This window comes from Solirhodobacter sp. (assembly GCF_964715405.1).
Map to the genome: position 1 here is coordinate 1 of NZ_CBAICG010000029.1, position 14,559 is coordinate 14,559.

The following is a 14,559-nucleotide window of genomic DNA, read 5'->3' on the forward strand; positions in this document are numbered from 1 at the left end:
GATTTCTACATCCTGTGCCCCGACAACGACGTGGACCGCGCGACCGACGAGAAACGCATCCTCTGGGCCGCCGGTGACATCGTGGAAAACCGCCCGCCGCTGTCGCGCTGGCACCCGGACTACGCCGAGGCGTTCCGGACGTGGCTGAAGCGGTAGGCCCGCAGCGACCTTGTGGCCCCGCCCGACATGCCCGACACTGGCGCGGCACAGCATCGGCGGAGGCAGTTCGGATGGACATCAAGACAAGCGGATCGCGACCCTCGGGCAAGGGCCCGGCCAGCTATTTCACCGGCGCCGTCCGGACCGATCCGGTGATCGAAGCGCCCGAACCCGCCCGGTTGCGCGCCGTCGTCGTGACCTTCGAGCCGGGCGCGCGCACCGCCTGGCACACCCACCCGCTGGGCCAGACGCTGCTGGTCCTTTCCGGGTTGGGGCTGGCGCAAAGCTGGGGTGGCCCGGTTCGCGTCATCCGCTCCGGCGACACGATCTGGTTTGGCCCCGGCGAGAAGCACTGGCACGGCGCCGCCCCCGCCAACGGCATGAGCCATCTGGCGATGCAGGAGGCGCTGGCGGGCAGCACCGCCGACTGGCTGGAACACGTCACCGACGATCAATACGCCGTGCCCCCCGAGGCATAGAGCGAATTGCGTTTTATCTGACGTGGAAACATCGGGATTCGCCCAAGTCTTGGGGCGAAACCTGATTCAAGCTAAACCCAATTCGCTTTCGGTGCCTCAGGCCCACTCGCCCTTGCGGAACACCGGCATGGCTGTGCCATTGGCCGCGATGCCGTCGATGTCGATCCGGTCCGACCCGATCATCCAGTCGATGTGGATCATGCTGGCATTGCCGCCCTGCGCCGCGATCTGTTCGGGGCTGAGCGTTGCGCCATCGAGGAAGCACTTGGAATAGCACTGACCCAGCGCGATGTGGCAGGCGGCATTCTCGTCAAACAGCGTGTTGTAGAACAGCAGCCCCGACTGCGAGATCGGCGAGGAATGCGGCACCAGCGCCACCTCGCCCAGCCGCCGCGCGCCCGCGTCGCTGTCCAGCACCTTCAGCAGCACTGCCTCGCCCTTCGTCGCCTTGGCCTCGACGATCCGCCCGGCCTCGAACCGCACCGCGATGTTCTCGATCAGCGTGCCCTGATGCGACAGCGGCTTGGTGGCGCAGACATGGCCCTCCACCCGCAGCGCGTGGGGGGTGGTGAACACCTCTTCGGTGGGGATGTTGGGGTTGCAGGTGATGCCGTTCTTCGCGGTCGAGGCGCCGCCGTGCCATTCGTGCCCATCGGCCAGCCCGACCGTCAGATCGGTGCCCGGTCCGGTGAAATGCAGCGCCGAAAACCGCTGCCCGTTCAGCCATTTCGTTCGCGTCCGCAGGTTGGCGTTGTGCGCCGCCCAGGCCGCCACCGGGTCGCCATTCTCGATCCGCGAGGCGGCAAAGATCGCTTCGGCGAGCTTGGCGGTGGCCTCATCCTCGGGCAGGTCGGGGAACACCAGCCGCGCCCAGGCCGGGTTCGGACAGGCGGTCAGGTTCCAGTTGATGTCGAAGCCCGAGATCTTCTCCAGCGCCGGTTTGTAGGCGATGGAATTGGCCTTGTTCGCCCGCGCCACCTTGTCGGGGTCTTCGGCCGACAGCATCATCGGGTTGTCGCCCACCACCGCCATGCGCGCGGTATTGCCGGAAAATGCCTCGGCCATGCCGCGGTAAAGCCAGCCCGCCGCCCGGTCGAAGCTGGCATCCGGCGCGTTGCGAAACCGCGCCAGCGTCACCTCCTCATCCGACAGGATCGGCGTCACCAGACCGGCGCCCGCCTTGTAGGCATGAACCGCGATCCGCCGCACGAAGGGCAGCGCGGCCGAGGGCGCGGTCAGCAGCAGATCCTGCCCCGGTTGCAGGTTCAGCCCGACCCGCACCGCAACCTCGGCGAGGCGGTCGAGTTTGTCGGGGTCGATCGGGCTCTTGGGCATGGCGCGGGCCTTTCGGAGAATGCTGTGCGCAGACCTTAATCCGGCGGCGGGCGAGGTCAATGCGGGCGGGAGCGCCAAGCCGCGATCGCGCAACAGAGGGCGGCGCCCGATCGCGGGTGGGCGCCGCAAGGCGGATAGTCTGCACTTTATGGTGCGGCATCCCCCAACCTCGTGCCCTGCGCCGACGCAGCGGCAGCGCCCGCCCAGGGGGCGGTCGGGCGCTGCCCGGCGGGCTTCGCCATTGATTCCGGGCAAGGGGCGCCTAGCCTCGCCCCTCCACCGCCCCCGCCACCCGCTCCACCAGCGCATCCAGCGGCTGGTCGATACTCACCGTCACCGCATTCTCATCCGCCCCCGGCGGTTCCAGCGCAGCGAACTGGCTGTCGAGCAGCGCGGGGGGCATGAAATGCCCCGTCCGCGCCGCCATCCGTGCCGCGATCACCGCCCGGCTGCCCGCCAGGTGCACGAAGGTCACCGGCCCGCCCGCTTCGGCCCGGATCAGGTCGCGATACTGCCGCTTCAGCGCCGAACAGCCGATGATCAGCGGCGCGCCGTCGTGCAGTGCCGCGCCCACCGCGCGCAGCCACGGCGCCCGGTCGGCATCCGTCAGCGGCTCGCCCCGGCGCATCTTGGCGATATTGGCGGCCGAGTGCAGGTCGTCGCCGTCGCGGTAGGGCACCCCCAGCCGCACCGACAGCGCCGCCCCGACGGTGGATTTGCCGCACCCCGCCACCCCCATCAGCACCACCCGCATCACAGCGACACCGAGATGCCGCCGTCGACGTAAAGCACATGGCCGTTGACGAACGATGACGCCTCGGAGGCAAGGAACACGCAGGCCCCCACCAGCTCCTCCACCCGGCCCCAGCGCCCGGCCGGTGTCCGCCTTTCCAGCCAGCCCGAAAATACCGGATCGGCCACCAGGGCGGCATTCAGCGGCGTGTCGAAATAGCCCGGCGCGATGGCGTTGCAGTTCAGCCCGTGGCGGGCCCAGTCCGTCGCCATGCCCTTGGTCAGGTTGCCCACCGCGCCCTTGGTGGCGGTGTAGGGCGCGATCCCCGGCCGCGCCAGGGCCGTCTGCACCGAGGCGATGTTGATGATCTTGCCGCGCCCGCGCGCGATCATGTGCCGCGCGCAGGCCTGCCCCACGTTGAACACGCTGGAGATGTTGGTGCGCAGCAGCCGCTCGAACGCCTCTGCCGGAAACTCCTCCAGCGGGCCGCGATGCTGCATCCCGGCGTTGTTCACCAGGATGTCGATCGGCCCCGCCTCGGCCTCGAACCCGTCCACCGCCGTGCGCGCCGCCGCGTGATCCGTCACGTCGAAAGCCAGCACCCGCGCGCCGCCGACCGCTTGCGCCGCAGCGGCCAACTTGCCCGCGTCGCGCCCGTTCAGCACCACCTCGGCCCCGGCCCCGGCCAGCCCCAGCGCCAGCGCCATCCCGATGCCCTGCGACGACCCCGTGACCAGCGCACGCCGCCCGCTCAAGTCGAACAGATCACTTCCCATCCGCGCCTCCTGCTTTCCGCCTCGACACCCGCGGCCTCTCCCGTTTAGGTATCGCCACCCCGCAACGTCAAGCGCCGGAACCCGCGCCCGTGCCCAAGCCCGCCCTGCTGCAACTCGTGCCCTACCCCGAGGCGGATCAGGCCCCGCTCGACGCGGCCTTCGCCGTGCACCGCTATTTCGACGCGCCCGACTTGCCTGCGCTGCTGGCGCGGGTCGGCCCGCAGGTGCTGGCCATCGCCACTCACGGCGGGCGCGGCGTCAGCGCCGATATCCTCGCTGCCTGCCCGCAGGTGCAGATCGTCGCGGTGTATGGCGTCGGCTATGACGCGGTGGACCTTGCCGTTTGCCGCGCCCGTGGCATCCGCGTGACCAACACCCCCGACGTGCTGACCGACGATGTGGCCGACCTTGCCGTGGCGATGATGCTGGCGCTGGCGCGCGGTGTCGTGGCGGCCGATGCCAATGTGCGCAGCGGCGCCTGGGCGGCCACTGGCGGCCCGCCGCTGCGCCGCCGCATCACCGGGGCCCGCGCGGGCATCCTCGGCCTTGGCCGCATCGGCCTGGCGATCGCGCAGCGCTGTGCCGCCTTCGGGATGCCGATCGCCTATTCCGCCCGCAGCCCCAAGGAGGTGCCGACCGGGTGGACCTACGTCCCCGACCCGGTGGAACTGGCGCGGCAGTCCGATCACCTTTTCGTCGCCCTCGCCGCCTCGGCCGAGACGCGCCACATCGTCGGCCGCGACGTGCTGCAGGCCCTCGGCCCCGAGGGTCGCGTGATCAACATCAGCCGCGCCGCCAACATCGACGAATCCGCCCTGCTCGACGCGCTGGAGGCGGGCACCATCGCCGGCGCCGCGCTCGACGTGTTCGAGGGAGAACCGCAGGTCAACCCGCGCTTCCTGCCGCTGCAGAACGTGCTGCTGCAACCCCACCACGGTTCCGCCACGGTGGAAACGCGCCGCGCCATGGGTCAGGTGATGCGCGCCAACCTTGCCGCCCATTTCGCAGGCCGCCCACTGCCAAGCGCGGTTGTGTGAGCGCAAACATCCGCCGTTGCACCGCGCGCGCAATGGGGTTTAACTCGCGCCAATGCCCGGCAAGGGCGGAGGTGCCCCATGTCGTTCTTCGAAATCGTTGATCCGGCCTTCGCCGCCTACGTCATCGGCAACGCACCCCTCAAGCAGATCGCCACCGGCTTCGACTGGGCCGAGGGGCCGGTCTGGTTCGGCGACGCCGGGTGCCTTCTGTTCTCCGACATCCCCGGCAACCGCATCCTGCGCTGGACGCCCGGCCACGGCCTGACCACCTTCCGCGCGCCCTCGAACCATTCGAACGGCAACACCCGCGACCGGCAGGGGCGGCTGGTGTCCTGCGAACACGGCCTGCGCCGCGTGACGCGGACCGAGCTTGACGGCGCCGTCACCGTCATCGCCGACAGCTATCAGGGCAAACGGCTGAACTCGCCCAATGACGTGATCGTCGCCTCTGACGGCGCGATCTGGTTCACCGATCCGCATTACGGGATCATGACGAATTACGAAGGGTTTCAGGCCGAACAGGAACTGCCCTGCAACGTCTACCGGGTCGATCCCTCGGGCGGCATCACCGCCGTCCTGACCGATGTCGCCGGCCCCAACGGGCTTGCCTTCAGCCCCGACGAAACCCGCCTTTACGTCGCCGACACCGGCCGCATGTTCGCCAAGGATCCGCAGCACATCCGCGCCTTCGACGCGGGCGCCGACGGGCGCCTGAGCGGTGGCGACGTCTTCCACAGCATCGCGCCGGGTTGCGCCGACGGCATCCGCGCGGATACCGACGGCAACATCTGGTCCTCGGCCCGCGACGGCGTGCATTGCATCGCGCCCGACGGCCACCTGATCGGCAAGATCCTCGTGCCGGAGGTCGTCTCGAACCTCTGCTTCGGCGGCCACGCCAAACACCAGCTTTTCATCACCGCCACGACCAGCATCTATTCCGTCATTCTCAACCGCAAAGGGGTGCAACAGCCATGAGCCAGGCAGAAATCGGGCTGATCGGCCTTGGAACGATGGGCGCCATGCTCGCGCTCAACATCGCCGAGAAGGGCTTTCCCATCGCAGTCTGGAACCGCACCGTGGCCACCACGCGCGCCTTCCATGCCGGGGCAGGCGACCTTGCCGCCCGCATCACCCCCACCGAGTCGCTGGCCGATCTGGTCGCCGCCATCAAGCCGCCGCGCGCGATCATCCTGATGGTCCCGGCCGGGCCGGTGGTGGATGACGAGATCGCCGCGCTGACCCCGCTGCTGTCGCCCGGCGACATGATCATCGACGCGGGCAACGCCAACTTCCACGACACCGACCGCCGCGCGGCGAACGCCGCCAAGGGCGGGCCGCGCTTCCTTGGCATCGGCGTGTCGGGCGGGGAAGAGGGCGCCCGCCACGGCCCCTCGATCATGGGCGGCGGCGCGCGGGCGGACTGGGACCGGGTGGCCCCGATCCTCGAAGCCATCTCGGCCAAATACCACGGCACGCCCTGCGCGACCTGGATGGGGCCGGGCGGCGCCGGGCATTTCGTCAAGGCGGTGCACAACGGCATCGAATACGCCGACATGCAGATGATCGCCGAGGTTTACGGCGTGATGCGCGACGGCATGGGCCTGACGGCCGCCGAGATCGCCGCCGTGTTCCGCCGCTGGAACAAGGGCCCGCTGCAATCCTACCTGATCGAGATCTCCGGCGAAGTCGCCGCCGCGGCCGATCCGATCGGTCATGGCCCGATCCTTGACATGATCCTCGACAAGGCGGGGCAGAAGGGCACCGGCCGCTGGACCGCGATCGAGGCGCAGCATCTGGCCGCCCCGATCACCGTGATCGAGGCCGCCGTCGCCGCCCGCAACATCTCGGCCCGGCTGACCGAACGGCAGGCGGGGCAGGCACTCTTTGGCGCCGCCCCCGCCCGCCTCGGCACCGGCGCGCTCTCCATCGACACGCTGGAACAGGCGCTGATCTGCGGCAAGATCCTGTGCTACGCGCAGGGCTTCGCGATGATCTCGGCCGCCGCCGCCGCCTTTAGCTGGCCGCTGCCGCTGCCCGACATCGCCCGGGTCTGGCGTGAGGGCTGCATCATCCGCTCGGCGATGCTCAACGACATGGCCTCGGCGCTGACCGACGCCCCCGACCGCAACCTGATGCTGGCCCCGGCCTTCGCCGACCGGCTGATCGCCACCCATGTCGCGCTGCGCAACGCCACCGCCGCCGCCGCCGTGCACGGGTTGCCGATGCCCGCGCTGTCGGCGGGGCTGGCCTACTTCGACATGATGCGCACCGCCCGCGGCACCGCGAACATGATCCAGGGTCAGCGCGACTTCTTCGGCGCGCACGGCTTCGACCGGCTCGACGCCGCCGACAGCCACCACGGCCCCTGGGGCAGCCACGGCTAGCGCATCGGCACAACGTCGGTGTGTTTTCGGTGCCTTTTCGGTGCAAGATCGGTATCCCGGTTTTGCCCGCTTTCGGCCTCTTGCCTTGCCCCGCGCCGCAGGGCATTCTGCACCCCGAGCCGTGGCGATGGCGTCGCCACAGGGGGCTTTCCCCACCGCTTGCGGATCACCCGCCACCGTCCTGTACGCCGGGACCTTTCGGGGTCCGGCACACAGGCAGACCCCGGCCCATGAGGTCTGAAATGATGATCGAACGCCCGGAATTCTACCGCTTTCACAACGGCGACAAGGTCGCCCTTCCCTTCGCGCCCGAGGAATACGACGAACGCCTCGCCGGTCTGCGCGACATCCTGGAACTGCACTCGCTCGACGCCGCCGTGCTGACCTCGATGCACAACATCGCCTATTACTCGGGCTTTCTGTATTGCTCGTTCGGGCGGCCCTATGCCCTTGTTGTGACAAAAGAAGATTGCGTCACCATCTCTGCGGGCATCGACGCGGGCCAGCCCTGGCGGCGCTGCCACGGCGACAACATCACCTACACCGACTGGAAGCGCGACAACTACTGGCGCGCCATCGCCAGCGTGATCGGCACTGGCAAGGCGGTGGGCTGCGAGGCCGATCACCTGACGCTGCTGCAATCGGAAAAGCTGAACGCCTTCCTGCAACCCAAGCGCGGCATGGACATCGCCCCCGCCACGATGGCGCAGCGGATGATGAAATCCTCGGCCGAGATCGACCTGATCCGCGCGGGCGCCAATGTGGCCGACGTCGGTGGCTATGCGATCCGCGAGGCGGTCAAGGTCGGCGCGCGCGAGATCGACGTGGCGATGGCCGGCCGCAACGCGATGGAGGCCGAGATCGCCAAGCGGTTTCCGGGCGCCGAATACCGCGACACCTGGGTCTGGTTCCAGTCGGGGCTGAACACCGACGGCGCGCACAACCCGGTGACGGGGCGGGCGATGCAGCGCGGCGACATCCTCTCGCTGAACTGTTTTCCCATGATTTCAGGCTATTACACCGCCCTTGAACGGACGATGTTCGTGGGCGAAGTCGACCCCGCCAGCCTGCGGATCTGGGAGGCGAACATTGCCGCCCATGAATTCGGCATGAGCCTGCTGAAGCCCGGCGCCAGTTGCTCGGGCGTGACCGCGCAGATCAACGACTTCCTGTCGGAACGCCAGTTGCTGCAATACCGCACCTTCGGCTACGGCCATTCCTTCGGCGTGCTCAGCCATTTCTACGGTCGCGAGGCCGGGCTGGAACTGCGCGAGGATATCGACACCGTGCTGGAACCCGGCATGGTGATCTCGATGGAACCGATGCTGACGATCCCGCAGGGCGAGCCCGGCGCGGGCGGCTACCGCGAGCACGACATTCTGGTGATCACCGAGGACGGCGCCGAGGACATCACCCACTATCCCTACGGGCCGGAGTTCAACGTCGTCGGCTGAGCGATGGTGGCGCCCCCGCAAGGGGGCGCCATTGCCTCAGGCGCTCTTGATGACGCGGATCAGGTAAAGCAGGATCACCGCGCCGATCGTGGCGTGGATGATCGCGGCGAGCACGCCGCCGCCGAACCCCAGTCCGATGAGCGGGAACAACAGTCCCGCAACGATCGCGCCGACGATGCCCACGACGATGTTGCCGCCAAGGCCGAAGCCGTAGCCGCTGACGATCTGCCCCGCCAGCCAGCCCGCGATGGCGCCGATGATCAGCATGATGAGAATGCTCAAGGTGTTCCTCCTGACGAAATTGCCTGTTGTGGCGCTACCATAGCCGCTTTCCCGATGGATGCGCGGGGAAAATGCGCGCCTGGCGTCAGACCCGGATGACGTAATCCTTGCGGGTGGTTTCCAGCACCTCCCAGGTGCCGGTGAAGCCGGGCCGGATCATGAAACTGTCGCCCGCGCGCACCGTCACCGGCGGCTGGCCATCCTCGGTCAGCACCGAAACCCCGCTCAGGATGCGGCAGTATTCCCATTCGTCATAGGCGATGCGCCACTTTCCCGGCGAGGATTCCCAGAGGCCGCAGAACAACCCCTGACGTTCCTCGATGCTCCAGGTGGTGAAGACGGGATCGCCCGCCAGAACCTTCGCCGCATCGGGGCGCGAGGTTTCGGGGGCGAAGCCATCAGTGGTGAGGCGTTGCAGGTGGGTCATCAATCCTCCATTGGCCGGGGTGCGCGCCGGTGGCGTCACTCGTCCCAATAGACCTCGGTCAGGTCGTTCGCCTGCGCCGGCGCGTTCGCCCAGAGGCCGTGGATCTTGGCGTTGGCAACCCCGGTCTTGGCCAACTGGAACAGGAAGCCGTTGACGAAATCCGTGGCGATCATCGTCTGCGCTTCTTTCAGGATCGCGGACCGTGCGGCGGGGTCGACGGTGCCCTGCAGCTTGTCGATCAGCGCGACGAACGCGGGTTTGCCATAGCCGAAGTAGTAGTCGGGCCGGGCGTAGATATCGATGTCGTTCGGCTCGGTATGGCTGACGATGGTCAGGTCGAAGTCATGCCGCTTGAACACCTGGTCGAGCCACTGCGCCCATTCCATGTTGGTCACTTCGGTGTCGATGCCGACCGCCTTCAACTCGTTCTGGATGATCTCGCCGCCACGCCGGGCATAGGTCGGCGGCGGCAGCGCCAGGCGCAGCTTGAGGTTGCTCACCCCCGCCTCGGCCAGCAGTTTCTTCGACAGCGCGGGGTCGTAGTCGGAAAGCCCCGTCAGGTCGACATAGTCGGGGTTGTAGGGCGGGAAATGGGTGCCGATCGGTGTGCCATAGCCGAACATCGCGCCGTCGATGATGTCACGCCGGTTGATCGCATGGGCGATGGCCTCGCGCACCTTCACGTTGTCCAGCGGCGGGTTGCGGTTGTTGATGGCGAGGATCGTCTTGCCCTCGGTGGTGCCGACGATCACCGAAAAGCGCGGATCGGCCTTGAACTGGTCCAGCGTCTCGGGCGCGGGGAAGTTCGGGAAGGCATCGACGTCGCCCGACATCATCGCGGCATAGGCGGCGTTCGGGTCCGAAATGAACTTGAACGTGGCCTTGGCCAGCTTCACCGGCGTGCCCCAGTAGTCGGGGTTGCGCGCGATGTCGATGTGGTCGCCCTTGACCCAGTCGACGAACTTGAACGGCCCGGTGCCGATCGGGGCGGTCGCATCGGTGCCCACGGTCTTGGGCGAGACGATGGCGGCATCCCCAAGCGCGGTCAGGAAGGTGAAGTTGCCATCCGGCGCCTTCAGGGTAAATCGCACCGTCAGCGGGTCGATCACGTCCACGTTGTCGATCCCGGCATATTTCGGCTTCTGCGCGTTGGGCGAATCCGTCCCGCGGGCGCGGTCATAGCTGAATTTCACGTCATCGGCGGAAAAGGGCGTGCCGTCCTGGAACGTCACGCCCGATTGCAGATGGAAGGTCCAGACCTTGCCATCGTCCGTCACGTCCCAGCTTTTCGCCAGCGCCGGGCGGATTGCGCCATCGGGGCCGAACCGGGTCAGCCCCTCGAAGATGTTGGCGTAGGTCACCTCCTTGATCGCCGCGGCGGCGCCTGCGGTGGGGTCGAGGATCGGCGGCTCTAGCACCATGCCCAGGGTGATCGAGTCTTTCGCGGCCAGCGCGGCAGAGGCGGAAAGGGCAAGAATGGCGACAGTCAGTTTCAGTCTGAGGGCCAAGAGGTTTCCTGTCTCGGAACACGGGCGGTTGCGGCATGATCGTTCCCTTGCCAGGGCGGATCAAGCCCCGCTGCGCGACGCGGAACTGGCGTTGCGGCGGCGGGAGAGGTATGACGGTCCCGGCCCCGATGAAGAGACTGCCCGCATGAGCGCGACCGCACCGACGCCCGCCCCGAATCCGCAGGACGTGCGCGCCCGCAAGGGCGGGGTGCCGCTGGTCTGCCTGACGGCCTACACCACGCCGGTGGCGCGGCTGGTCGATCCGCACTGCGACGTGGTGCTGGTGGGCGACAGCGTGGGGATGGTGCTGCACGGGTTGCCCTCGACGCTGGGTGTCACGATGGAGATGATGATCCTGCACGGGCAGGCGGTGGCGCGCGGCGTGTCGCGCGCGCTGCTGGTGATCGACATGCCGTTCGGCAGCTACGAGGAAGGCCCGGCCCAGGCGTTCCGCAATGCGGCGCGCCTGATGGCGGAAACCGGTGCGGCGGCGGTGAAGCTGGAGGGCGGCGTGGCGATGGCCGAAACCGTGGCCTTCCTGACCGCGCGCGGCGTGCCGGTGATGGGCCATGTCGGGCTGACGCCGCAGTCGGTGAACACGCTGGGCGGCTACAAGGTGCAGGGGCGGGGCGCCGATGCCGCGCGGATCGCGGCCGATGCGGCGGCGGTGGCGCAGGCGGGGGCCTTCGCCGTGGTGCTGGAAAAGGTGCCCGACGTGCTGGCGCGCCGCATCACCGCCGAGATTGCCGTGCCGACGATCGGGATCGGGGCCTCGGCCGGGTGCGACGGGCAGATCCTGGTGGTGGACGACATGCTGGGCCTGTTCACCACCTTCCGCCCGAAGTTCGTGAAACGCTACGCCGAACTGGGCGAAGCCGCCGACCGCGCCATCGCCGCCTATGCCGAGGATGTGCGCGCCCGCCGTTTCCCCGCGCCGGAACATCTGTTCGGCGAGGCCGCGCCGACGAAGGAACCGCGCCCGTGACGCCGCCGATCCTGCGTAGCCTGGCCGATCTGCGCGCCCTTGTGGCCGGGTGGAAGCGCGCCGGGCAAAGCGTGGGCGTGGTGCCGACGATGGGCGCGCTGCACGACGGCCACCTGAGCCTGGCCCGCGCCGCCCGCGCCGGGGCCGACCGGGTGATCGTGACGATCTTCGTCAACCCGCGGCAGTTCAACAACCCGGCCGATCTGGAGAAGTATCCCCGCACCGAGGACAGCGACGCGGCGCTGCTGGCGCCGATCGGTGTCGATGCGGTCTTCGCGCCGCCGCCCGCCGAGGTCTACCCGGCCGGGTTTTCCACGACGGTGTCCGTCGCCGGGGTCAGCGCGGGGCTATGCGGGGCGGGGCGGCCGGGGCATTTCGATGGCGTGGCGACCGTGGTGACCAAGCTGTTCGGGATGACCGGCGCCGACCGCGCCTGGTTCGGCGAGAAGGACTGGCAGCAGTTGCAGGTGGTGCGGCGGCTGGTGGCCGACCTGAACCTGGACGTCGAGATCATCGGCCACCCCACGGTGCGCGAGGCCGATGGTCTGGCGCTGTCGTCGCGCAACCTGCGGCTGACGGCGGCCGAGCGCGCGGTGGCCCCAACGCTGGCGCGCGCGATGACCGGGGCGGGCGCGGCGATGCGGGCCGGGGCGCCGGTCGCGGCCGCGCTGGACGCGGCGTGCTGCGCCATCCTCGCGGCGGGCTTTCGCGACGTGGAATATCTGGACCTGCGCGGGGCGGCCGACCTTGTGCCGATGGCTCGTCTTGACCGCCCCGCCCGCCTGCTGGCGGCAGCCTGGCTGGGCGAGGTGCGGTTGATCGACAACATCGGCGTCGATCCGGCGTAGGGCGCTATTCCGGCAGGTGGCACACCGCCTCGATGTTGTTGCCGTCGGGGTCGAGCACGAAGGCGCCGTAATAGTTCGCGTGGTAGTGCGGGCGCAGGCCGGGCGGGCCGTTGTCGGTGCCGCCCGCCGCCAGCGCGGCCCGGTGGAAGGCCGCAACGGTCGCGCGGTCGGGCGCGCTGAACGCGACGTGCAGCGGCCCCGAGCGGTGTGGGCCGCTGCCGATCCAGAAGAACGGCTGGCCCGGGGCGCCGAACCCGGCATGGGCGGTGCCGCCGGTCTGTTCGGCGGTCACCTCCATCACCACGCCAAGCGCGAGGGGCGCGAGCGCGGCGCTGTAGAAGGCGCGCGCGCGGGCGAAATCCGAGACGGTAAGGCCGATGTGGTCAAGCATGGCTGATCCTCCTGCCGCGGAGTGTGCGGCGACTCGGGGCGCGGCTCAAGCGGCGCGTTTCAGGGCAGCAGCAGTTCGGCCAGAACCAGCGCCATCACGCGGGCGGAATCCATCATATCGTCGATGCCGATCCATTCATCGGGCTGGTGCGCCAGATCAAGGATGCCGGGGCCGTAGGCGATGCAGTTCTTCAGCCGCCCGATACGGTCGATGTGCTTCTGGTCGTAGGTGCCGGGCGAAACCACGTAATCAGGCTGCCGCGCCAGCACCCGCTCGATTGCGGCGGCGGTGGAGCGAACGACGGGCGCCTCGCGGTCGGTCATCGTCGGCTGCACCTCGAAGAGGTCGCGGATCTCGTAGCGGAAGGTGGGGCGGCGGGCCTGCACCCGGTCCATCAGCGCGGCGATCTCGGCCTTTACCGCGCCGATGTCCTCCTCGATCAGGAAGCGGCGGTCGATGGTGATGCGGCAGCGGTCGGCCACCAGCGGCGCGGGCAGGCCGGTATAGCCTGCGGGCGGTTCCGGTTCGCCGCCGTGGATCGCGTTGACGTTCAGGGTGGAACTGCGCGCGCCTTCCGGCACCACCGGCATGGCGGTGCGCCGCCCGGCCAGCAGGGGGTACAGCACCTCCTCCATCTCGGCCAGCACCGCGCCCATGTGGCGGATTGCGCTGTCGCCCAGGAAGGGCATCGAGCCGTGGGCGATGCGCCCCTTCGTCTCGATCTCGGCCCACCAGACGCCACGATGACCCAGGCAGATACGGTCCTTGTTCAGCGGTTCCGGGATGATGACGTGCTGCACCCGGTCGGGGCTGAAATAGCCCTGCTCGGCCAGCCAGGCGACGCCGCCATAGCCGCCCGATTCCTCATCCGCCGTGGCGCTGATCTCGATCGCGCCGCCGAAATCGGGGTAGGTCGCGATGAAGGCTTCGGCGGCGATGATCGCGGTGGCGATGCCCCCCTTCATGTCGCAGGCGCCCCGGCCATAGATGCGGCCATCCTTCACCTCGCCGCCGAAGGGATCGGTGGTCCAGCCGTGCCCCACGGTGACGACATCGTGGTGGCCGTTGAAATGCACGCAGTCGCCGGGCCGCGTGCCCTCGCGCCGGGCCAGCAGGTTCCAGCGCGGGTATTCGTCGCTGTCAGCGATGGCGCCGGTGGCGCGCAGAAGCTGCACGGTGAAGCCCGCGTTTTGCAGGTAGCCGGCCAGGAACTCGCAGATTTCAAGGTAGTTCAGCCCCGGCGGGTTCAGCGTGGGGATACGGATCAGGCTTTGCGTCAGGCCGATCAGCGCGGCGCGGCGGGCGTCGATCTGGGCGAACAGGGGGGCATCGTCGGGCTGCATGGCGCGAGCCTAGACCGGCAGCGGGGCGACCTGCAACGGGTTGCGCGTTGCCGCGCGGCGGCGAAAGCCCTAGTAAGCAGGGGCGGGCGTGCCCATCTGTCGGGCAGATCGCCGGTTCTGAGGGAGGGGAAGATGATCGCGTTCTTCCGGCTTGCCGTCTTCGGGCTGGTTGCGCTGACCATCGGTTACCTGATTGTCTCGGCCTATGCCGCCTCGGTCCGCCGCGAACGGCTGGAGGGCGAGTGGGATGACAACCCGCCCGCCGGTGCCGATGCCGAGACCCGCGCAGCCTTCATCGCCGAAGGGATGCGCACTTGGCGCCACGGCTTCCGGCACAAGCTGATCTTGGGCGTCTATGTGGTACCGATCCTGGGGATTGCCGCCATTGTCTATCTGCTGAATTTCACCTGAGAGGGTC

The 14,559-nt window shown here is 68.8% G+C and carries 16 protein-coding genes; 8 read left to right on the plus strand and 8 right to left on the minus strand.

Annotated features, from left to right (window positions below):
- Positions 1-230: 230 nt before the first annotated feature.
- Positions 231-638 carry a (R)-mandelonitrile lyase gene (locus AC11WY_RS13150; RefSeq protein ID WP_482926202.1) on the plus strand — a complete coding sequence of 136 codons (408 nt, stop codon included), beginning with the start codon at positions 231-233 and terminating at the stop codon, positions 636-638.
- Between the two features lie 96 nt (positions 639-734).
- Here the strand turns inward: AC11WY_RS13150 and AC11WY_RS13155 are convergent, their stop codons facing one another.
- The 3 genes from AC11WY_RS13155 to AC11WY_RS13165 all read right to left on the minus strand — a co-directional run bounded on the left by AC11WY_RS13155 (position 735) and on the right by AC11WY_RS13165 (position 3,482).
- A complete protein-coding gene (locus tag AC11WY_RS13155; protein WP_482926204.1) occupies positions 735-1,973 on the minus strand; it encodes an aminopeptidase in 1,239 nt (412 codons plus the stop codon).
- A 262-nt stretch (positions 1,974-2,235) separates the two neighbouring features.
- Positions 2,236-2,727 carry a gluconokinase gene (locus AC11WY_RS13160; protein WP_482926206.1) on the minus strand — a complete coding sequence of 164 codons (492 nt, stop codon included), beginning with the start codon at positions 2,725-2,727 and terminating at the stop codon, positions 2,236-2,238.
- Entirely contained in the window at positions 2,727-3,482 is a 756-nt protein-coding gene (locus AC11WY_RS13165; RefSeq protein WP_482926208.1) for an SDR family oxidoreductase, read from the minus strand. The genes AC11WY_RS13160 and AC11WY_RS13165 overlap by 1 nt, the downstream gene beginning before the upstream one ends.
- 89 nt (positions 3,483-3,571) lie before the next feature.
- Between AC11WY_RS13165 and AC11WY_RS13170 the strand changes: the two genes are divergently transcribed.
- The 4 genes from AC11WY_RS13170 to AC11WY_RS13185 all read left to right on the plus strand — a co-directional run bounded on the left by AC11WY_RS13170 (position 3,572) and on the right by AC11WY_RS13185 (position 8,357).
- The gene (locus AC11WY_RS13170) at positions 3,572-4,519 is read left to right on the plus strand and encodes a 2-hydroxyacid dehydrogenase (protein WP_482926210.1); all 948 of its coding nucleotides are present in this window, start codon (positions 3,572-3,574) and stop codon (positions 4,517-4,519) included.
- 78 nt (positions 4,520-4,597) lie between these two features.
- Positions 4,598-5,494: an SMP-30/gluconolactonase/LRE family protein gene (locus AC11WY_RS13175; RefSeq protein ID WP_482926212.1), complete on the plus strand. Its 897-nt coding sequence runs from the start codon at positions 4,598-4,600 to the stop codon at positions 5,492-5,494.
- Entirely contained in the window at positions 5,491-6,903 is a 1,413-nt protein-coding gene (gene gndA / locus AC11WY_RS13180) for an NADP-dependent phosphogluconate dehydrogenase (protein ID WP_482926214.1), read from the plus strand. Before AC11WY_RS13175 ends, gndA begins: the two co-directional genes overlap by 4 nt.
- Positions 6,904-7,151: 248 nt before the next feature.
- On the plus strand, positions 7,152-8,357 hold the full coding sequence (locus AC11WY_RS13185; protein WP_482926280.1) for an aminopeptidase P family protein: 1,206 nt from the start codon (positions 7,152-7,154) through the stop codon (positions 8,355-8,357).
- 36 nt (positions 8,358-8,393) lie between these two features.
- On the opposite strand, the gene AC11WY_RS13190 is transcribed toward AC11WY_RS13185, so the two are convergent.
- From AC11WY_RS13190 to AC11WY_RS13200, 3 genes are all read right to left on the minus strand, one after another.
- Positions 8,394-8,624, minus strand: a complete 231-nt coding sequence (locus AC11WY_RS13190; protein ID WP_482926282.1) for a GlsB/YeaQ/YmgE family stress response membrane protein — start codon at positions 8,622-8,624, stop codon at positions 8,394-8,396.
- 100 nt (positions 8,625-8,724) lie between these two features.
- Complete coding sequence (locus AC11WY_RS13195; protein ID WP_482926216.1) at positions 8,725-9,066, minus strand: cupin domain-containing protein; 342 nt, start codon at positions 9,064-9,066, stop codon at positions 8,725-8,727.
- 35 nt (positions 9,067-9,101) lie between these two features.
- A complete protein-coding gene (locus AC11WY_RS13200; RefSeq protein ID WP_482926218.1) occupies positions 9,102-10,574 on the minus strand; it encodes an ABC transporter substrate-binding protein in 1,473 nt (490 codons plus the stop codon).
- A gap of 145 nt (positions 10,575-10,719) precedes the next feature.
- Here AC11WY_RS13200 and panB point away from each other — a divergent pair, with 145 nt between their 5' ends.
- On the plus strand, positions 10,720-11,559 hold the full coding sequence (gene panB, locus AC11WY_RS13205) for a 3-methyl-2-oxobutanoate hydroxymethyltransferase (protein ID WP_482926220.1): 840 nt from the start codon (positions 10,720-10,722) through the stop codon (positions 11,557-11,559).
- Positions 11,556-12,407 (plus strand): pantoate--beta-alanine ligase, encoded by an 852-nt coding sequence (gene panC / locus AC11WY_RS13210; protein WP_482926222.1) that lies wholly within the window; start codon positions 11,556-11,558, stop codon positions 12,405-12,407. Before panB ends, panC begins: the two co-directional genes overlap by 4 nt.
- Positions 12,408-12,411: 4 nt before the next feature.
- Here panC and AC11WY_RS13215 read toward each other — a convergent pair whose 3' ends face one another.
- Positions 12,412-12,798, minus strand: coding sequence for a VOC family protein (locus tag AC11WY_RS13215; protein ID WP_482926224.1), 387 nt, complete (start codon positions 12,796-12,798; stop codon positions 12,412-12,414).
- Positions 12,799-12,857: 59 nt separating this feature from the next.
- Complete coding sequence (locus AC11WY_RS13220; protein ID WP_482926226.1) at positions 12,858-14,141, minus strand: acetylornithine deacetylase/succinyl-diaminopimelate desuccinylase family protein; 1,284 nt, start codon at positions 14,139-14,141, stop codon at positions 12,858-12,860.
- A gap of 132 nt (positions 14,142-14,273) precedes the next feature.
- Between AC11WY_RS13220 and AC11WY_RS13225 the strand changes: the two genes are divergently transcribed.
- Entirely contained in the window at positions 14,274-14,552 is a 279-nt protein-coding gene (locus AC11WY_RS13225) for a hypothetical protein (RefSeq protein ID WP_482926228.1), read from the plus strand.
- Positions 14,553-14,559 lie beyond the last annotated feature (7 nt).